An 18,318-nucleotide genomic window follows, 5' to 3' on the forward strand; every position below is an offset into this window, starting at 1 on the left:
GAATATGCGCTTGCAGCTATCAATAAAGTAGCGTTCGCGGTGTGGCGCTGCGACTGTGGTGCACGGCGGGTGTCACGCAGCCTCAGATGCGCATGGGCATCACGACGTACTTGAAGCTGTCGTTGTCGGGGATGGTCAGCAGCGCAGAGCTGTTGCCATCCGAAAGCTCCACCTTCACCATGTCCTGGCCCATGTTGGCCAGGGCGTCGATGAGGTAGGTCACGTTGAAGCCGATCTCGATGGTGTCGCCACCGTAGTCGATGTCGAGCTCGTCCACGGCCTCTTCCTGCTCGGCGTTGTTGGACGCCACGCGCAGGGTGCCGGGTTCCAGGTTCAGGCGCACGCCCTTGAACTTGTCGCTGGTCATGATGGCCGTGCGCTGCAGGCTGGCCAGCAGCGGGGCGCGACCCAGGGTGATGCTGTTCTTGTGGTTCTTGGGGATCACGCGGTTGTAGTCGGGGAACTTGCCCTCGACCAGCTTGGTCACGAACTCCATGCCGCCAAAGGTGAACTTGGCTTGGTTGTTGGCGAACTGCATCTCGATGTGCGGCTGGTTCTCGCCACCCGCATCAGACAACAGGCGCTGCAGCTCGATCACGGTCTTGCGCGGCAGGATGACTTCCTGCTTGGGCACTTCGACGTCCAGCGTAGCGCTGGCAAAGGCCAGGCGGTGGCCGTCGGTGGCGACCAGGCTCAGGGTCTTGCCCTCGGCCACGAACAGAATGCCGTTGAGGTAGTAGCGGATGTCCTGCACCGCCATGGCGAACGACACCTGGCCGAGCAGGTCCTTCAGCGTCTTTTGGGGCACGGCGAACACGGGGCCAAAGGCGGCGGATTCCTGCACCAGCGGGAAGTCTTCGGCCGGCAGGCTTTGCAGCGTGAAGCGGCTCTTGCCGCCCTTGAGGATGAGCTTGGACTGGGCCGATTCGAGGCTGACCGTCTGGTCGCCCGGCATGGTGCGCAGGATGTCGATGAGCTTGCGCGCCCCCACGGTGGTGGTGAAGTCGCCGGTGTCGCCACCCAGTTCGGCCGTGGTGCGGATCTGGATTTCGAGGTCGCTGGTCGTCAGCTGCAGGGCATTGCCCGTCTTGCGGATCAGCACATTGGCCAGGATGGGCAGCGTGTGGCGGCGCTCCACGATGCCAGCCACGGACTGCAGAACCGCGAGAACCTTGTCTTGTGTTGCCTTCAGGACGATCATGTCATCAACCTCTTGTGGTTTTGGGACGGTGCGTGGACAGCGGCACAGGTCATGCCTCCCCCTGCTATCTATAACCCGCCATTTTGCCCCTTAACGGGGTCGCTTCTTCGTGGGGCTGCCCGACGGGCGTTTCCCGCTAGTTATCTACCCTTGGCGCTACCCTTTGAGCGTCTGCTCCAGCACGTGCAGCTGCTGGTTCAACTCGGTCAGCTGCTGGCGTTCGCCCGCAATCTTGCGCACAGCATGCAAAACCGTGGTGTGGTCGCGCCCGCCAAACAATTCTCCGATCTCGGGAAGGCTCTTTTGCGTCAGCTCCTTGGCCAGGTACATCGCAATCTGGCGCGGGCGGGCAATACTGGCCGGGCGCTTCTTGCTGTACATGTCGGCGACCTTGATCTTGTAGTAGTCGGCCACCGTCTTCTGGATGTTTTCCACAGAAATCTGCCGGTTCTGGATGGACAGCAGATCACGCAGCGCCTCGCGGGCGAGCTGGATCGAAATCTCTTTCTGGTTGAAACGCGAGTACGCCAGGATCTTGCGCAGCGCGCCTTCGAGCTCGCGCACGTTGGAGCGCACGTTCTTGGCCACGAAGAAGGCGACTTCTTCCGGCATCTCGGTGCCTTCGACGCGCGCCTTGTTGATCAGAATGGCCACGCGCATTTCGAGTTCGGGCGGCTCGATGGCCACCGTCAGGCCCGAGTCGAAGCGCGACACCAGCCGCTCGTGGATGTTGGCCAGGCCCTTGGGGTAGGTGTCCGACGTCATCACGATGTGCGACTTCTTGGCCAGCAGGGCCTCGAACGCGTTGAAGAATTCTTCCTGCGTGCGGTCCTTGTTGGCGAAGAACTGCACATCGTCGATCAGCAGCAGGTCGAGCGAGTGATAGCGCTCCTTGAACTCGTCGAAGGTGCGGCGCTGGTAGGCCTTAACCACATCCGATACGAACTGCTCGGCATGGATGTAGAGAACTTTGGCGTCGGGCTTGTCCTGCAGCAGGCGGTTGCCCACAGCGTGCACCAGGTGGGTCTTGCCCAGGCCGACACCGCCGTAGATGAACAGCGGGTTGTACAGATGGCCCGGCATGCCGGCCACGTGCATCGCCGCCGAGCGCGCCATGCGGTTGGCCGTGCCTTCCACCAGGGTCTCGAACGTGAGGGCGGCGTTGAGGCGGTTGCGGAACGCGCCCGCTGAGGCCTCATCGTTGCTGCTGGAGGGGGTTTCGGCTGGCGCTGCGGGGCTGGAGGGCTCCTGCGATGTAGGCCGTACATAAGTCCTGGCAACGGATTCACGCTGAGCGAGTGCTAACTCCAGTGTGACCGGTTGGCCATACAGGCCTTCGAGCAGCGCGGCAATGCGGCCGGCGTACTGGGCGCGAATCCAGTCGAGCTTGAAGCGGTTGCCCACGAGCAGCGTGACTTTGGAGAAGTCTTCGGCCACTTGGGCAATCAGGGGCTTGATCCAGGTGTTGAATTGTTGTTCTGGCAGGTCTTGTGCCAGTTGCTCAACGCAGGCTTGCCACAGGCCCTGACCGGCATCTGAGCCGGGCGAATTGATAGGGCTGCGGGTGGGTTCCTCGGTCATTTCTGGGGAATTCTTATTGTGGATAGGAGGAACGGGGTAAGGCGGTGGATTGTAGCTTGTCAAGGAGTTATCCACAATTTGAAGGCGGCTGTCATCCGGGGGAATCCGGGGTTGCCATGCGGGGAAGAAGTGGCCTGAAAGGGTCGGGCGCTGCATCCCCTGCGACCCGCTGGTAAAGGCTTGCCCATCGAAAGGCATTGCCAGTCGGCCACAAGCCTGCGATAATTTTGGGTTTCCCTGAATGTGTTCAGGGTGATTTGACCCGGCGCGCCGTTATTTCTGCCCCGTGGGTCTGCCTCCAGGTGATGTTTCATACATTGTGTGGGTGTGCAGATTGCAGGGGGTTCAAGAGCAGCAGTCCGGAACTGAACCTCAAGGAATAGCACCATGAAACGTACTTACCAGCCCTCCAAGACGCGCCGCGCGCGCACCCACGGTTTCCTCGTCCGCATGAAGACCCGCGGCGGCCGTGCCGTTATCAACGCACGCCGCGCCAAGGGCCGCAAGCGCCTGGCCGTCTAAGGCCGATACGGTCTACGGCCTGCTCCCCGCCTGTTCCCGGTTTGTACCGCCAGGTTCCAAACGGGGCGCTTGCATGCACAGGCTAAAAACCCGGCCGCAGTTCCAGGCTGCCATGGCGGGGGGCACTGTCTCCCGCACGGCGCATTTTGCGTTGCACCGTTTGGCACTGGACGCCAACAGCACCGCAGTTGCCAGCCAAGCCGCCGCTGTTGCACCTACAGGGCCCGGCTCCTTGCCGCACACGCAAGGGCCGCAGGCCCTGTTTGTCGTTCAGGGCGTCTGGATGGGTGCCATGGTGCCCAAGCGCTGGGCGCGCCGCGCCGTGACGCGCAACACCATCAAACGGCAGATCTACACCGTGGGCGCCACGTTTGAGGCGCGTTTGCCGCAGGCCGCCCATGTGGTGCGCCTGCGCTCGGCGTTTGATCGCAAGCAGTTCGTGAGCGCCACGTCCGACCAGCTCAAGCAGGCGGTACGCGCGGAGCTGCTGCAGCTGTTTGGATATGCCACCCGGCATTCGGGCGCAGCGGTTGCTGCGCCTGTGCCGCCGGTGGCAGAGCCGGTGACTGCCCCATGATGCAGCGCCTGCTGATCGGCGTGGTCAAAGGCTATCGGCTGTTTCTCAGCCCCTGGCTGGGTTCGGCCTGCCGCTTTGAACCGACCTGCTCGGTCTATTCGCTGCAGGCGCTGGAGCAGCACGGCGCTGCGGCAGGCAGTTATCTGACGGTGCGCAGGCTGGTACGCTGCCACCCCTGGTGTGACGGGGGCCATGATCCGGTCCCGCAAGATCTGCCGCGCAGCCTGCGGCTTTTCTCCAGGCTCACCCCTCCCACCACTCCCCCATCCTCACCAAAGAAGTCTTCATGAACGACATTCGCCGCACCATCCTGTGGGTGATTTTTGGCTTTTCCATGGTTCTGCTGTGGGACAAGTGGCAGCTGCACAATGGCAACAAGGCCACTTTTTTCCCGACCACGCCCGCAGTGACAGCCCCTGCTGCTGCCGCAGGCGCGGCCTCCGGCGCGACCGGGGCTGCCAGCGTGCCAGCCACCAGCGTGCCCGCAGCCACAACGGCCGCGCAAGGCGCGGCAGCCGTGCCCGGGCAGCCTGCCGCAGCGGCTGCGCCTGCCAAACGCGAACGCACTGAGGTCAAGACCGACCTGTATCGCCTGGTGTTCGACAGCGAAGGCGGCTCGCTCACGCAGGCCGAGCTGCTCAAGCACGCCGACATGACCGACAAGGCCCGCAACTTCCTGTTGCTGGATGAAAGCGCGCAGCGTGTCTACGTGGCGCAGACCGGCCTGGTGGGCGGCACTTTCCCCACGCACAAGACGGTGATGACGGCCATTCCCGGCCCGCGCGAACTCAAGGACGGTGAAGACTCCATGAGCATCCGCTTCGAGTCGCCCGACCAGGGCGGCGTGAAGCTGGTCAAGACCTGGACCATCAAACGCGGTGCTTATGACATTGCCGTCAAGCACGACATCGTCAACACCGGCAGCGCCGCTGTATCGCCCCAGCTGTATCTGCAACTGGTGCGTGACGGCAACAAGCCGCCAGGCGAGTCGTCGTTCTACTCCACCTTCACCGGTCCGGCGGTTTTCACCGAAGCCAAGAAGTACCAGAAGATCGAGTTCAAGGACATCGAAAGCGGCAAGGTCGACATTCCCAAGGACTCGGCCAATGGCTACGTCGCCATGGTGCAGCACTATTTCGCCACCGCATGGCTGCTGGCCGACGGCGTGCAGCGCGAGCCCTTCACCCGCAAGGTGGACACCAACCTGTACTCCGTGGGCATGCTGACCTCCCTCGGCACCATCGAGCCGGGCGCCACCAAGACCATCGACGCGCGCCTGTTCGCCGGCCCGCAGGTCGAGACCATGATGGAAAAGCTGTACCCCGGCCTGGAACTGGTCAAGGACTACGGCTGGCTGACCATCCTGTCCAAGCCGCTGTACTGGCTGCTCGACAACCTGCACAAGCTCCTGAACAACTGGGGCTGGTCCATCGTTGCGCTGGTGCTGCTGCTCAAGATCGCGTTCTACTGGCTCAATGCCAAGGCTTACGCCAGCATGGCCAAGATGAAGGCCATCAATCCCAAGATCATGGAGATGCGCGAGCGCCTGAAGGACAAGCCGCAGCAGATGCAGCAGGAGATGATGCGCATCTACCGCGAGGAAAAGGTCAACCCGATGGGCGGCTGCTTCCCCATCATGATCCAGATCCCTGTGTTCATTGCGCTCTACTGGGTGCTGCTGTCCAGCGTCGAGATGCGCAATGCGCCCTGGATCGGCTGGATCCACGACCTCTCCGCGCCTGACCCATTCTTCATCCTGCCCTTGCTGATGACGGCCAGCTCGCTGCTGCAGACCGCCCTGAACCCCGCGCCACCAGACCCGATGCAGGCCAAGATGATGTGGTTCATGCCGCTGATCTTCAGCGTGATGTTCTTCTTCTTCCCGGCCGGCCTGGTGCTGTACTGGCTGACGAACAACATCCTGTCGATTGCGCAGCAGTGGATCATCAACACCCGCATGGGCGTGCCACCGCAGTTCAATCTGCCCAAGTTCAAGTGATGCGGCAGCGGCAACGCTGACATCCACGAACTGACCCCCGAAGGCCGCGCAAGCGGCCTTTTTTCTGTCACCTTGTAAAGTCCCTGCCCATGCTTGCCCGCCACCACGACCCCATCGTTGCCATCGCCACTGCCCCCGGGCGCGGGGCCGTCGGCATCGTGCGGGTGTCGGGCAAAGGGCTGGAGGCCCTGGTGCAGGCGCTGTGCGGGCGCACCCTCAAGCCCCGCGAGGCGACGTACCTGCCCTTTCGGGATGCACAGGGCCAGGCCATCGACCAGGGGCTCGCGCTGTACTTCCCCGGCCCGCACAGCTATACCGGCGAAGACGTGCTGGAGCTGCAGGCGCATGGGGGCCCGGTGGTGCTGCAGCTGCTGCTCGCGCGCTGTCTGGAGGCGGGGGCTGCCACCCATCCGGGCACCGGCCACCCCTGTCTGCTGGGTCTGCGCGTGGCCCAACCCGGGGAGTTCACCGAACGGGCTTTCCTGAATGACAAGATCGACCTGGCCCAGGCCGAGGCGATTGCCGACCTGATCGACGCCAGCACCGAGGCCGCAGCCCGCAGCGCCAGCCGCTCGCTGACCGGCGCGTTTTCTGCAGAAATCCACAGCCTGCGCGACGCGCTCATCCACCTGCGCATGCTGGTGGAGGCCACGCTGGACTTTCCTGAAGAAGAAATCGACTTCTTGCGCAAGGCCGATGCGCATGGTCAGCTATCGAACTTGCAGCAAACGTTGGCCTCGGTGATGCAGCGCGCGCGCCAGGGCGCTTTGCTGCGCGAGGGCATCAAGGTGGTCATCGCCGGGCAGCCCAATGCTGGCAAAAGCTCGCTGCTCAATGCGCTGGCAGGGGCCGAGCTGGCCATCGTCACGCCCATTGCCGGCACCACGCGCGACAAGGTGCAGCAGACCATCCAGATCGAAGGGGTGCCGCTGCACATCATCGACACCGCCGGCCTGCGGGACAGCAGCGATGAGGTCGAGCGCATCGGCATCGCCCGCGCCTGGGACGAGATTGCCGGGGCAGACGCCGTGCTGTTCCTGCACGACCTGTCGCGGCAAAGTGCTCCTGAATATGTAGCTGCCGACGCAGATATCGAAAGCGCCTTGGGGCATAAATTGCCAAAAAACATCCCCGTGATCGATGTCTGGAACAAGCTGGACTGCGCGGCCGGTGTTGCCCCTACGGCCAACCCCGGGCGCCCTGCGGTGCATCTGTCGGCCCGCACCGGTCAGGGGCTGGACGGCTTGCGACGGCTGCTGCTGGACGTGGCGGGCTGGCAGTCGGCGCCCGAGGGCATCTACATTGCCCGGGCGCGGCATGTGCAGGCGCTGCAGGCCGTGTCGTTGCACTTGCAGGAAGCTGCTGACCAACTGCAGGCCCAGGGCCCGGCGCTGGACCTGCTGGCCGAGGAGCTGCGGCTGGCGCAGAACGCCCTGAGCGCCATCACTGGCGAGTTCACCTCCGATGACCTGCTCGGCGTGATCTTCTCCAGCTTCTGCATCGGTAAATAGCGACCGTTGGTCGCCCTATCTTGTAAACGGACGTAAACAGCGCTTGTGTCCGATCTGTAACAGGGTTACTTTCGGCGGACCATGAATGTTCCCATGCCCGTTGCCTCCAAGGTGGACCTCAAAGGTCTGATCGATGCCATTGCCCAGACCACGGCGGAGGACAGCATGACCAACCCGCTGACGGCCGCCCAGTGGGAGGTGCTGTCGTCCTACCTGCTCCCGGTGGTGTTGCCGGCGGGCCAAGTGCTTTTCAGCCAGGGTGCTACGGACCGCACCTTGTACCTGGTCGAAAGCGGCAGCCTGAGCGTGCACTACCAGGACGAAAAAGAACGCCTACGTCTGGCGATTGTGGGCGCTGGCTCTGTGGTGGGTGAAGGCGCTTTCTTCTCGCACCGTGCACGCAGCGCCACCGTGCAGGCCAGCGCGCCGTGCAAACTGTGGAGCCTCACGGCCATTCGCTTCACCGAGCTGACCAACCGCCAGCCCGCCATTGCCCTGGGTCTGGCCATGGCGGCAGGGGCTGTGCTGGCCAAGCGCCTGGGCAACCGCCGCCGCCGCGTTGCGGCCACCTGACAGGCGGGGCCTGTCGGGGGTTTCCCTCGGGCTTCTTCCGCCTTCTGCGGGGGGATGGCGCGTTACACTCGATTTGGATTTTGTCCAGGCACCATCCGAAGAAAGCAAGCCATGTCCCTGTTCAGTTGGTTCAGCCGCAAACCCGCTCCCGCCAAGCCCCGCGCAGCGGCCGAGCCCTCCGGCCTGTTCAACGCCGACGCCACCGTGCCCCTGCAACCTGGGCGCCAGGGCAAGCCCCTCGTGGAGCCCCAGCCCCCAGAGCACGCAGCCAACCGCAAGAACGAGCGCATGGAGCGCCGTGAGCTGCTCTATACCGTGGTGCGCGACGCCATGGTGCGCGCTGGCGTGCTGTCGGCCAGCTACAAGTTCAAGGTGTTGTCGCTCGACCAGCGCGGCCGCCAGTTCCTGGTGATGATGGACCTGGCCCGGGAATACGGCGGCGAGACGGTGCGCCTGAGCGAGATCGAGGCGCTCATCGCCCAGACCGCCAAAACCCGTTACGACATCCTGGTGACGGCCGTGTACTGGCGCATCAACGACCATGTGGCGGTGGGCATTCCACAAAAGGGCGTGGCGCCCCAGGGCGCTGCGCTGCCGTTGCAGGCGGCTTCTACGGCGGTGCGCCGTCCGCCAGCAGCAGCGGCCACTGCCCCGGCACCCCTGGCCCCGTCGCCCGCACCGCTGGCGGGCGCACGCCCCGCCGCGGCACCTGTTTCCCCTGCTCCTTTGGCGCCCGCTGCGGCCCCGCTGGCTGCGCGCCGCCCGCTCGGTGCGGTGTCGGCCCCCGCGCCCCTCGTGTCTGCACCCGCACCGCTGGCTGCCACGCGGCCTGCCTCTTCTGCCCGCTTCGAACCCATCGAGGCCGACGAGGTGGCCGCGTTCAAGCGCGCGCTGGCCAATGCGGCAGGGTCATCGGCGGCCACGGCTGCGGCCGCCAAGCCAGGCGTGCCGGTGCGCTCCGGTCCGCTGCTGCCACCGTCCCAGCCCACTGGGTTTGAGGACACCGAAATGCCCGGTGCCGACGGTCCCGCTCCCGACCTCAGCAGCACGCAGTACGGCGAACTCAACTGATCCAGGGGTCATGTGGTGCACGCCCACAGGGGGCTGTGCACCCATGCCACCCTCCTCGGGTCAGTGCCCTGCAAAGTCCACCAGGGTGTACAGCGGCAGGCCGGCATCGCGCAGGCGCTGCGATCCGCCCAGCTCGGGCAAATCGACAATGGCGGCGCCTTCGGTGACGGTGGCCCCCAGTTTCTCCAGCAGCTTCTTGCCGGCCATCATGGTGCCGCCGGTGGCGATCAGGTCGTCGATCAGCAGCACGCGGTCGCCGGCCTTCACGGCGTCGGTGTGCAGCTCCACGGTGGCGCTGCCGTATTCGAGTTCGTAGGTTTCCTCCACCGTGGTGAAGGGCAACTTGCCTTTCTTGCGGATGGGCACGAAGCCCACGTTCAGTTCGTAGGCCACCACGGCGCCCAGGATGAAGCCCCGCGCATCCAGGCCCGCCACCACGTCGGGGCGCAGCGCCTTGTCCATGTAGCGGTGCACGAAGGCATCGATCAGCACACGGAACACTTTCGGGTCCTGCAGCAGTGGCGTGATGTCGCGGAACTGCACGCCGGGCGCGGGCCAGTCGGGGACGGTGCGGATGTGCTGGCGAAGGTACTGGTTGACGCTGAGGGGCTGCATGGGCGGGTGGGGAGTGATGACGCGGGGGAGGCCCGGGCAGGGCCAATGCCTGGGTGTGCGCCAGGGGCTGGCCAGTGGCGCGAGGCACGGAAAGTGCGAGAGTGTAAACAGCCCGGCGGTCCCCGCGCGCGCCTGCACCAGACGCCATAATGTGTTTCACTGGCGTTACAAACTCGCGCCGCCTACTGCGGGCGGTGCCCTAACCCCCACGACGATCGGCCCATGCCCATCTCCGTCCTGCTGATCGAGAGTGATCACCCCCACGCACAGGCTGTGGCGGGGGCGCTGGCCGACCCCTGGTCGGGCTGGCGCGTGGACGTGGTGGAGTCCATCACCGAGGCGCGCGACCACCTGCTGCGCCACCGGCCCGACATCGTGCTGGCGGCCCAGCGCACCATGGACGGATCGGCCTTTGACCTGCTGCAGCTGCTCGACGGCGTTCCGGCCATCATCATCGTGCGCATGGGGGCGGAGACCCACGCGGCGCAGGCCATGCGCCACGGCTTTGACGACTTCACCGTGCAGGACCCGGCGCTGGACTACCTGCTCACCCTGCCCGCGCAGATCGAAGCCGTGCTGGAGCGCACCTCCAGCGCCCGTGCCCGTCGCGCGGCCGAGGCCATGCTGGCGCGCCAGCACCGGCTGCTGCAGGCCATCTCGCGGGCCCAGGGCATGTTCATTGCCAGCTCGGGCCCCCGGGCGGCGTTCGAGGCGCTGCTGGGCGAGTTGATGACGCTGACCCAGAGCGCGTTCGGCCTCGTGGGCCAGGTGCAGCGTGCTGACGATGGACACCCCTATCTGCGCGTGCACGCGATGACCGACATCAGCTGGGACGAGGCCTCGCGCCAGCGCTACGCCCAGCATGCCGAGGATGGCATGGTGTTCGACAACCTGCACTCGCTGGTGGGCGCTGCGCTGGTGACGGGCGAGCCGGTCCTCAGCAACGATGCCAACCACGATGCCCGCAGCGCGGGCACGCCGTCAGGCCACCCCACGCTGCGCACCTACCTGGGCCTGCCCATCCATGCGGCGGGAGAGCTGGTGGCCATGGTGGGGCTGGCCAACCGCAGCGGTGGTTACACCAACGCCGATGTGCAGTTTCTGCAGCCCTTGCTGAACACCATTGGCCAGCTGGAGACCGCCCGCCGCGCCGAGCTGGCCCGCAGCCATGTGGAGGCCGAACTGGCCCGCACCAGCGCCCTGCTGGCCGAGAAGACCCGGGCCCTCGAAGGCACCCTGGACAACATCTCGCAGGGCATCACCAACGTCGACGCCGAGGGGCGCATCCGCGTCTACAACCAGCGCTACCTGGAGCTGCTGGACCTGCCCGAGTCCCTGCTGGCCACGCAGCCGCTGGTGGAAGAGGTGGTGCGCTTTCAGACCGAGCGGGGCGACTTCGGCCCCGAGTTCCAGCTCATCGAGCCCATGGCCCGCAACTATGTGGCGTCGGAATACGCAGCGCATGGCGGCCGCATGAACATGCCGCAGAGCTACGTGCGGCGCACCCGGCAGGGCCGCTACATCGAGGTGCGCACCCGTGCCCTGGAGCCCGGCGGGCGCGTGCGCACGTTCACCGATGTCACCGACTACCTGAGCACGCTGGAGGCCCTGCGCCAGAGCGAGGCGCGCTGGCGCAGCCTGACGGACCTGTCGTCCGACTGGTACTGGGAGCAGGACGACCAGTTTCGTTTTGTGCGGCTGGACGGCAACCCGTACCACACGGAGGGCGTGCCCGATGAGATGCACTACGGCCTGACCCGCTGGGAGTTGCCCGACACCTTCGTCAACGAAGGGCAATGGCGCGAGCACCGCGAGCAGCTGGAGGCGCACCAGGTCTTTCACGACTTTGAGATGCAGCGCCTGTCCCAGGACGGCAAGCCCGTGTGGGTGTCGATCAGTGGCGAGCCCATCTTTGACGAAGAGGGCCGCTTTACCGGCTACCGGGGCGTGGCCCGCGACATCACCGAGCGCAAGCTGGCCGAGGCCGAGATCCAGCGCCTGGCGTTCTACGACGAACTCACCGGCCTGCCCAACCGCCGGCTGCTGATGGACCGGCTGGAGCGCGCGGTGGTCACCACCCAGCGCGACGGCCGCCATGGCGCCCTGCTGTTCCTCGACCTGGACAACTTCAAGGGCATCAACGACACCATGGGCCACGAGTGGGGCGACCGCCTGCTGGTGCAGGTGGCCGCGCGCATCGGGGCCAGCGTGCGGGCCACCGACACCGTGGCGCGGTTGGGTGGCGATGAGTTTGTGGTCGTGGTGCAGGGCCTGCACGGCCATGAGGTCGAAGCCGCGGCCGAGGCCGAGGCCGTGGCCCAGAAGGTGCTGCTGGCGCTGAACCAGCCCTATGTCGTGGATGGCTGCGACATGCACAGCACCCCCAGCATCGGCATTGCGCTGTTCCAGGACGCGCAGCAGCCCGTGCAAGAGCTGCTCAAGCGCGCCGACCTGGCCATGTACCAGGCCAAGGCGCAGGGGCGCAACACCCTGTGCTTTTTCGACCCCGCCATGCAGGCTGCCGCGTCGGCGCGTTCGGCGCTGGAGGGCGACATCCGCCAGGGCCTGGCGCGCAACGAGTTCCTGCTGCACTACCAGCCGGTGGTGGACGCCACCGGCCACCTGCTGGGGGCCGAGGCGCTGGTGCGCTGGCAACACCCGCAGCGCGGCATGGTCTCGCCCGCCGATTTCATCCCGCTGGCCGAGCAGACGGGGCTCATCCTGCCCCTGGGGCGCCAGGTGCTGGCCCTGGCCTGCCGCCAGCTGGCCCAGTGGGCCACCGCCCCGGCGAAAGCCGCGTGGACGCTGGCCGTGAACGTGAGTGCCCAGGAATTCCGCCAGCCCGATTTTGTGGAGCAGGTGCTGGCAGCGCTGCGCGATGCGGCCGCCAACCCGCGCCTGCTCAAGCTCGAACTCACCGAAAGCCTGCTGCTGCACGACGTGGAGGACAGCATCCTCAAGATGCAGGCGCTGCGCACGCTGGGGGTGGGCTTTTCGCTCGACGACTTTGGCACCGGGTACTCATCGCTCAGCTACCTCAAACGCCTGCCGCTGGACCAGCTCAAGATCGACCAGAGCTTTGTGCGCGACGTGCTCACCGACCCCAACGACGCCACCATCGCCTGCACCATCATCACGCTGGCCCGCAGCCTGGGCCTGGACGTGGTGGCCGAGGGCGTGGAAACCGAAGGGCAGCGCAGCTTCCTGCTGCGCAACGGCTGCCGCCAGTTCCAGGGCTACCTGTTCGGGCGGCCTGGGCCTGAAGAGCTGCTGTAGTTTGCTATTAATTATGTAGCTGTCAGCGCATATTGCACTATCGCTACAGGCCGATTTCATTCAAATAGGGTGCCCAACCACCCGCTGAGCTGCCAGTGGCGGGCCCTGGGCCGGTCAGCCTTTCAGCAGCTTGTCTTCCGCCAGCGCCAGCGCGGCCGGATGGCCCGACAGCACCAGCGTGTCGCCTTCGGCCAGCAGGGCCTCGTCCACTGCCGCGCTCACATGGCCATTGCCGCGCCGCAGGTTGACCACGCGCACACCCATGGCGGGCAGGGCCAGCTGGCCCAGGCTGCGGCCCAGGGCGGTGGAGCCCGGGGGCAGGTTGATGGTGGACAGGCGCTCCTGGTCGCGTTCGTTCACCGTGTCGTCGTCCGCGCCATGGAAGTAGCCGCGCAGCAGGTTGTAGCGCGCATCGCGCTGGTCCTGCACCAGCCGCAGCACGCGGCGCATGGGCACGCCCACCAGGGCCAGGGCGTGGCTGGCGAGCATGAGCGAGCCTTCGATGGCCTCGGGCACGACTTCGGTCGCACCGGCCTCCTGCAGCTTGTCCAGGTACAGGTCGTCCTGCGTGCGCACCACCACCGGCACCTGTGGCGCGTGCGACCGGGCATTGGCCAGCACCTTCAGCGCGGCGGGCACGTCGATGTAGGTCACGGCCACGGCGCTGGCGCGCACCAGGCCCGCCGCCATCAGCGCCTGCAGACGGGTGGCGTCGCCATACACCACCGAGTCGCCGGCCGCAGCGGCCTGGCGCACGCGGTCCGGGTCCAGGTCCAGCGCCATGTAGGGGATGCCCTCGTGCTCCAGCATGCGCGCCAGGTTCTGTCCGCAGCGGCCGTAGCCGCAGATGATCACGTGCTTGCTGGTGTTGATGGACTTGCGCGCAATCGATGTCATCTGCAGCGACTGCTGCAGCCAGTCGCTGGCCACCAGCTTCATCACGATGCGGTTGCTATACATGATGAGGAAGGGCGTGGCCAGCATCGACAGCACCATGGCCGCGAGGATGGGGTTCATCAGCGCTGGCTGCACCAGCCCGTTGTTCTGCGTGAGCGACAGCAGCACAAAGCCGAACTCGCCGGCCTGCGCCAGGTACAGCCCGGTGCGCAGCGCCACACCGGTGGTCGCGCCCATGCCCCGCGCCAGCACCAGGATGATCCCCAGCTTGAGCACCAGGGGCACCGTGAGCAGCATCAACACCAGCGCCCAGCGGTCCACCAGGATGTGCCAGTCCAGCATCATCCCGATGGTGATGAAGAACAGGCCCAGCAGCACGTCGTGAAAGGGCCGGATGTCCGTGCCCACTTGGTGGCGGTATTCGGTTTCGGACACCAGCACGCCCGCAATGAAAGCGCCCAGCGCCAGGCTCAGGCCCGCCAGCTCGGTCAGCCAGGCCAGGCCCAGCGTGATCAGCAGCAGGTTCAGCATGAACAGCTCGTCGCTCTTGCGCCGCGCGACCAGCGTGAGCCACCAGCGCATCAGCCGCTGGCCGCCCGTGAGCAGCAGGCCCACCAGCACCGTGGCCTTGATCAGCGCCCAGCCCAGCGAGGTCAGCAGCTGGTCGGGCGACGACCCCAGCGCCGGGATCAGCACCAGCAGCGGCACCACCGCCAGGTCCTGGAACAGCAGGATGCCCATCACCCGCCGGCCGTGTTCACTCTCCAGCTCGGCCCGCTCGGCCATCAGCTTGACCACAATCGCCGTGCTGCTCATGGCCATCACGCCCGACAGCGCCAGCGCCGTCTGCCAGCCCATGTCCCACACCCCACCCGCCCAGCGCGACAACGCCAGTGCCATGCCGGACACGACCGCCATCGTCAGCACCACCTGCATCAGCCCCAGGCCAAACACCTGCTTGCGCATGGCGCGCAGCTTGGGCAGGCTGAACTCCAGCCCGATGGCAAACATCAGGAACACCACGCCAAACTCGCCCAGGTGGCGTACGCCTTCGGAGTTTTGCGCCAGTGCCAGCGCGTGCGGGCCAATGAGCACCCCGGCCGCCAGGTAGCCCAGCATGGGCGGCAGCTTGAGGCTGCGGCAGGTCACCACGCCCAGCACCGCGGCCAGCAGGTAAAGCAGTGTGAGGGCGAGAGAAGACATGGGTTCGATGCTATCCGAGGCTTGCGTTGTGTAACACAGGATTCAAGCAAGCCATTGGCCGGGGCTGCAGGCCGCTGCTGCCTCCCTGTTTGTGCAAGTCTGGCAAGCCTTGTGGGCCGGGCAAGGGCTTTTCTACCCGGATGCACGGACCGTGCCAGTGGACTTGGCCCATGCGACGGCCCGGCAGGCATGCCCGGTCGATAGAATCCTTGCATGACTCCCGCCCCCGCCGCGCTGCCCCCTTTTGATGCCGACCAGGCCCTGCGCCTGGCCCGCGAGACCTTCCACATCGAGGTGGAGGCCCTGAATGGCCTGGCGGCCCGCGTGGATGGTGTGTTTGCCCAGGCGGTGTTGATGGTGCTGCAGGCCCGGGGCCGCGTGGTGGTGATGGGCATGGGCAAAAGTGGCCACGTGGGGCGCAAGATCGCCGCCACACTGGCCTCCACCGGCACCCCCGCTTTTTTTGTGCACCCTGCCGAGGCCAGCCACGGCGACCTGGGCATGGTCACCGGCGACGATCTGGTGCTGGCCATCTCCAACAGCGGCGAAAGTGGCGAACTCACGGCCATCCTGCCCGTGCTGCGGCGCCTGGGCGCGCCCATGATCGCCATGACGGGCGGCCTGCAGTCCACCCTGGCGCGTTATGCCGACCTGGTGCTCGACTGCAGCGTGGCGCGCGAAGCCTGCCCGCTGAACCTGGCCCCCACCGCCAGCACCACGGCCCAGCTGGCCATGGGCGACGCGCTGGCTGTGGCCCTGCTGGACGCCCGGGGCTTCCGCCCCGAAGACTTTGCCCGCTCGCACCCTGGCGGCGCGCTGGGCCGCAAGCTGCTCACCCATGTGAGCGACGTGATGCGCTCGGGCACCGAGGTGCCGCGCGTGGCCCCCGATGCCTCGTTCAGCGACCTCATGCGCGAGATGAGCGCTAAGGGCCTGGGCGCCTCGGCCATCGTCGATGCCGACGGGCAGCTGTTGGGCATCTTCACCGACGGCGACCTGCGCCGCCGCATCGAGGCCGGGGCGGACCTGCGGTCCACCACCGCAGCCCAGGTCATGCACGTCAACCCGCGCCGCATTGCCCCCGACGCCCTGGCCGTGGACGCCGCCGAAATGATGGAAGCCCACGCCATCACCAGCGTGCTGGTGGTGGACGCAGCGGGCGCCCTGGTGGGCGCGGTGCACATCGGCGATCTGATGCGGGCGAAGGTGATCTGACGATGGCGCTGGTTCCTCAGACCTCTCCCTCTCCTGCCCTGCAGATTGACCCGGAGCTGCTGCTGCGCGCCCAGGGCGTGCGCGTGGCCTTTTTCGACGTGGACGGTGTGCTCACCGACGGCGGCCTGTACTTCAGCGAAACGGGCGAGACCCTCAAGCGCTTCAACACCCTGGACGGCCACGGCCTCAAGCTGCTGCAAAAGGCAGGCATCACCCCCGCCGTCATCACCGGTCGCGACTCTGCCCCATTGCGCGTGCGCCTCAAGGCCTTGGGCGTGGAGCACGCCGTGTTTGGCACCGAAGACAAGCGCCCCGCCGCGGAGCAGATGCTGGCCACCCTGGGCCTGACCTGGGCGCAGGCGGCTGCCATGGGCGACGACTGGCCCGACCTGCCCGTGATGCGCCGCAGCGTCTTTGCCTGCGCGCCCGCAAACGCCCAGACCGAGGTGCGCCACGCGGCCCACTTCGTCACCCAGGCGCGCGGGGGCGACGGTGCGGCGCGCGAGCTGTGCGACCTGCTGCTGGTGGCCACGGGCCGCTATGCGGCGCTGCTGGCGGACTACACCGCATGATCCGCGTGATCCGCCAGGGCTGGGACCAGCTCTCGATCTACCTGCCCGTGGTGCTGATGGGCCTGCTGGCCCTGGGCACCTGGTGGCTGGTGCGTAACGCGCCCATGCCCCAGTTGCCTGCGATTGACCGGCCCGTGCAGCACCAGCCGGACTATTTCATGAAGTCCTTTTCGGTGAAGACATTCGATGCCACGGGCCGCCTGCAGAGCGAGGTGCAAGGTGACGAGGCGCGCCATTACCCCGACACCGACACGCTGGAGATCGATCAGGTCCGCATGCGTTCGGTCAGCCTCGATGGCCGGGTCACCGTGGCCACAGCCAACCGGGCCCTGAGCAATGCCGATGGCTCCGAAGTGCAGTTGTTCGGCAACGCCATCGTCAAGCGTGAACCGCTGCCCGCCAAGCCCGGGGCGGCAGCGCAGCCCCCCATGGAGTTCCGTGGTGAGTTTCTGCATGCCTTCACCAACACCGAGCGGGTGCGTTCTGATCAGCCGGTCACGCTCACCCGTGGCAACGACCGCTTCACCGCCGACAGCATGGATTACGACAACCTCGACCAGGTGCTGCAACTGCGCGGGCGCGTGCGCGGCATGATCCTGCCGGGCACCACGCGGTAGCCTCCACCTATCCTGCCTAGCCGCCCACTGTCGGAATGCACATGACCACTCCCCTTGTCTTCATCACCGGCGCATCCAGTGGCATCGGCCAAGCGCTGGCCCAGCGCTACCACCAAGCGGGGTTTCGCCTGGCTCTGGTGGCGCGGCGCACTTCCGAAGTCAAAACATGGGCAAGTGCTCAAGGAATAAGCCCTGAAAGCTATGAAATTTATAGTGCTGATGTGTCGGTGACTGACAGCATCGTGGCTGCAGGGCGCGATTGCATCGCACGCCAGGGTGTGCCGGATGTAGTGATCGCCAATGCCGGCATCAGCGTGGGCATGGACACAGCGGTGCGGGACGATATCGACGTCATGGCACGCACCTTTGCCACCAACAACATCGGTATGGCGGCCACGTTCCAGCCGTTTGTAGACGCCATGGTGCAGCGCGGCAGCGGCACCCTGGTGGGCATCGGCAGCGTGGCCGGCATCCGGGGGTTGCCCGGCCATGGCGCCTACTGCGCCAGCAAGGCGGCTGTCATCAGCTACTGCGAAAGCCTGCGGGGTGAATTGCGCCCCCACGGCGTGCGCGTGGTGACGGTGTCGCCGGGCTACATCGACACCCCCCTCACGCAACAGAACCGCTACAGCATGCCGTTTTTGATGCAGCCCGCCGATTTTGCCGACCAGGCGTTTCGCACCATTCAGGCGGGCGTGAGCTACCGGGTCATCCCCTGGCAAATGGGCGTGGTCGCCAAGCTGCTGCGCATGCTGCCCAACCCATTGTTTGACAAGGTGCTGGCGGGCCGCCCGCGCAAGCGCCGCCAGAGCGAAATGCAGTAGGGGCGGGATTGCACAAGGCGCCCCAAGGCGCCGGGGGCGATGGAGATTGCTATCTCGACGTGCA

The 18,318-nt window shown here is 66.2% G+C and carries 16 protein-coding genes; 12 read left to right on the forward strand and 4 right to left on the reverse strand.

Features of this window, described 5'->3' with window-relative positions:
* Window positions 1-82: 82 nt before the first annotated feature.
* Together dnaN and dnaA are read right to left on the reverse strand one after the other, a co-directional pair.
* Entirely contained in the window at window positions 83-1,201 is a 1,119-nt protein-coding gene (gene dnaN / locus ACTJKQ_RS19940) for a DNA polymerase III subunit beta (RefSeq protein ID WP_056056813.1), read from the reverse strand.
* Window positions 1,202-1,357: 156 nt separating this feature from the next.
* On the reverse strand, window positions 1,358-2,782 hold the full coding sequence (gene dnaA, locus ACTJKQ_RS19945) for a chromosomal replication initiator protein DnaA (protein WP_082522279.1): 1,425 nt from the start codon (window positions 2,780-2,782) through the stop codon (window positions 1,358-1,360).
* Window positions 2,783-3,169: 387 nt separating this feature from the next.
* Between dnaA and rpmH the strand changes: the two genes are divergently transcribed.
* From rpmH to ACTJKQ_RS19980, 7 genes are all read left to right on the forward strand, one after another.
* Complete coding sequence (gene rpmH, locus ACTJKQ_RS19950; protein ID WP_005798102.1) at window positions 3,170-3,304, forward strand: 50S ribosomal protein L34; 135 nt, start codon at window positions 3,170-3,172, stop codon at window positions 3,302-3,304.
* 73 nt (window positions 3,305-3,377) lie between these two features.
* Window positions 3,378-3,881, forward strand: coding sequence for a ribonuclease P protein component (locus tag ACTJKQ_RS19955; protein ID WP_146870493.1), 504 nt, complete (start codon window positions 3,378-3,380; stop codon window positions 3,879-3,881).
* Window positions 3,878-4,171: a membrane protein insertion efficiency factor YidD gene (gene yidD, locus ACTJKQ_RS19960; RefSeq protein WP_440597859.1), complete on the forward strand. Its 294-nt coding sequence runs from the start codon at window positions 3,878-3,880 to the stop codon at window positions 4,169-4,171. The genes ACTJKQ_RS19955 and yidD overlap by 4 nt, the downstream gene beginning before the upstream one ends.
* Window positions 4,168-5,880, forward strand: a complete 1,713-nt coding sequence (gene yidC, locus ACTJKQ_RS19965) for a membrane protein insertase YidC (RefSeq protein ID WP_440597860.1) — start codon at window positions 4,168-4,170, stop codon at window positions 5,878-5,880. The genes yidD and yidC overlap by 4 nt, the downstream gene beginning before the upstream one ends.
* A gap of 89 nt (window positions 5,881-5,969) precedes the next feature.
* Window positions 5,970-7,391 (forward strand): tRNA uridine-5-carboxymethylaminomethyl(34) synthesis GTPase MnmE, encoded by a 1,422-nt coding sequence (gene mnmE, locus ACTJKQ_RS19970; protein WP_440597861.1) that lies wholly within the window; start codon window positions 5,970-5,972, stop codon window positions 7,389-7,391.
* Window positions 7,392-7,472: 81 nt separating this feature from the next.
* Complete coding sequence (locus ACTJKQ_RS19975; RefSeq protein ID WP_043565827.1) at window positions 7,473-7,964, forward strand: Crp/Fnr family transcriptional regulator; 492 nt, start codon at window positions 7,473-7,475, stop codon at window positions 7,962-7,964.
* Between the two features lie 111 nt (window positions 7,965-8,075).
* Complete coding sequence (locus ACTJKQ_RS19980; protein ID WP_440597862.1) at window positions 8,076-9,035, forward strand: hypothetical protein; 960 nt, start codon at window positions 8,076-8,078, stop codon at window positions 9,033-9,035.
* 60 nt (window positions 9,036-9,095) lie between these two features.
* On the opposite strand, the gene ACTJKQ_RS19985 is transcribed toward ACTJKQ_RS19980, so the two are convergent.
* Window positions 9,096-9,650, reverse strand: coding sequence for an adenine phosphoribosyltransferase (locus ACTJKQ_RS19985; RefSeq protein ID WP_043565825.1), 555 nt, complete (start codon window positions 9,648-9,650; stop codon window positions 9,096-9,098).
* Window positions 9,651-9,872: 222 nt separating this feature from the next.
* Here ACTJKQ_RS19985 and ACTJKQ_RS19990 point away from each other — a divergent pair, with 222 nt between their 5' ends.
* On the forward strand, window positions 9,873-12,926 hold the full coding sequence (locus ACTJKQ_RS19990; RefSeq protein ID WP_440597863.1) for an EAL domain-containing protein: 3,054 nt from the start codon (window positions 9,873-9,875) through the stop codon (window positions 12,924-12,926).
* A 114-nt stretch (window positions 12,927-13,040) separates the two neighbouring features.
* On the opposite strand, the gene ACTJKQ_RS19995 is transcribed toward ACTJKQ_RS19990, so the two are convergent.
* A complete protein-coding gene (locus tag ACTJKQ_RS19995) occupies window positions 13,041-15,026 on the reverse strand; it encodes a monovalent cation:proton antiporter family protein (protein WP_056056799.1) in 1,986 nt (661 codons plus the stop codon).
* Window positions 15,027-15,239: 213 nt separating this feature from the next.
* Between ACTJKQ_RS19995 and ACTJKQ_RS20000 the strand changes: the two genes are divergently transcribed.
* From ACTJKQ_RS20000 to ACTJKQ_RS20015, 4 genes are read left to right on the forward strand one after another with little or no spacing between them, the layout of a single operon-like run.
* Window positions 15,240-16,241 carry a KpsF/GutQ family sugar-phosphate isomerase gene (locus ACTJKQ_RS20000; protein ID WP_440597864.1) on the forward strand — a complete coding sequence of 334 codons (1,002 nt, stop codon included), beginning with the start codon at window positions 15,240-15,242 and terminating at the stop codon, window positions 16,239-16,241.
* Window positions 16,242-16,243: 2 nt separating this feature from the next.
* Window positions 16,244-16,813: a KdsC family phosphatase gene (locus ACTJKQ_RS20005; RefSeq protein WP_440597865.1), complete on the forward strand. Its 570-nt coding sequence runs from the start codon at window positions 16,244-16,246 to the stop codon at window positions 16,811-16,813.
* Entirely contained in the window at window positions 16,810-17,430 is a 621-nt protein-coding gene (lptC, locus tag ACTJKQ_RS20010; RefSeq protein WP_056056794.1) for an LPS export ABC transporter periplasmic protein LptC, read from the forward strand. Before ACTJKQ_RS20005 ends, lptC begins: the two co-directional genes overlap by 4 nt.
* A 41-nt stretch (window positions 17,431-17,471) precedes the next feature.
* Entirely contained in the window at window positions 17,472-18,254 is a 783-nt protein-coding gene (locus ACTJKQ_RS20015; protein WP_199170858.1) for an SDR family oxidoreductase, read from the forward strand.
* Window positions 18,255-18,318: the final 64 nt, after the last annotated feature.

This window comes from Acidovorax sp. 22279 (assembly GCF_052045435.1).
Taxonomy (GTDB): domain Bacteria; phylum Pseudomonadota; class Gammaproteobacteria; order Burkholderiales; family Burkholderiaceae_C; genus Acidovorax; species Acidovorax delafieldii.

What these genes read in the sequence shown, in the direction of transcription:
- dnaN (WP_056056813.1), bottom strand. Translation starts at nt 1,201, where the DNA reads ATGATCGTCCTGAAGGCAACACAAGACAAGGTTCTCGCGGTTCTGCAG.
- dnaA (WP_082522279.1), bottom strand. Translation starts at nt 2,782, where the DNA reads ATGACCGAGGAACCCACCCGCAGCCCTATCAATTCGCCCGGCTCAGAT.
- rpmH (WP_005798102.1), top strand. Translation starts at nt 3,170, where the DNA reads ATGAAACGTACTTACCAGCCCTCCAAGACGCGCCGCGCGCGCACCCAC.
- ACTJKQ_RS19955 (WP_146870493.1), top strand. Translation starts at nt 3,378, where the DNA reads ATGCACAGGCTAAAAACCCGGCCGCAGTTCCAGGCTGCCATGGCGGGG.
- yidD (WP_440597859.1), top strand. Translation starts at nt 3,878, where the DNA reads ATGATGCAGCGCCTGCTGATCGGCGTGGTCAAAGGCTATCGGCTGTTT.
- yidC (WP_440597860.1), top strand. Translation starts at nt 4,168, where the DNA reads ATGAACGACATTCGCCGCACCATCCTGTGGGTGATTTTTGGCTTTTCC.
- mnmE (WP_440597861.1), top strand. Translation starts at nt 5,970, where the DNA reads ATGCTTGCCCGCCACCACGACCCCATCGTTGCCATCGCCACTGCCCCC.
- ACTJKQ_RS19975 (WP_043565827.1), top strand. Translation starts at nt 7,473, where the DNA reads ATGAATGTTCCCATGCCCGTTGCCTCCAAGGTGGACCTCAAAGGTCTG.
- ACTJKQ_RS19980 (WP_440597862.1), top strand. Translation starts at nt 8,076, where the DNA reads ATGTCCCTGTTCAGTTGGTTCAGCCGCAAACCCGCTCCCGCCAAGCCC.
- ACTJKQ_RS19985 (WP_043565825.1), bottom strand. Translation starts at nt 9,650, where the DNA reads ATGCAGCCCCTCAGCGTCAACCAGTACCTTCGCCAGCACATCCGCACC.
- ACTJKQ_RS19990 (WP_440597863.1), top strand. Translation starts at nt 9,873, where the DNA reads ATGCCCATCTCCGTCCTGCTGATCGAGAGTGATCACCCCCACGCACAG.
- ACTJKQ_RS19995 (WP_056056799.1), bottom strand. Translation starts at nt 15,026, where the DNA reads ATGTCTTCTCTCGCCCTCACACTGCTTTACCTGCTGGCCGCGGTGCTG.
- ACTJKQ_RS20000 (WP_440597864.1), top strand. Translation starts at nt 15,240, where the DNA reads ATGACTCCCGCCCCCGCCGCGCTGCCCCCTTTTGATGCCGACCAGGCC.
- ACTJKQ_RS20005 (WP_440597865.1), top strand. Translation starts at nt 16,244, where the DNA reads ATGGCGCTGGTTCCTCAGACCTCTCCCTCTCCTGCCCTGCAGATTGAC.
- lptC (WP_056056794.1), top strand. Translation starts at nt 16,810, where the DNA reads ATGATCCGCGTGATCCGCCAGGGCTGGGACCAGCTCTCGATCTACCTG.
- ACTJKQ_RS20015 (WP_199170858.1), top strand. Translation starts at nt 17,472, where the DNA reads ATGACCACTCCCCTTGTCTTCATCACCGGCGCATCCAGTGGCATCGGC.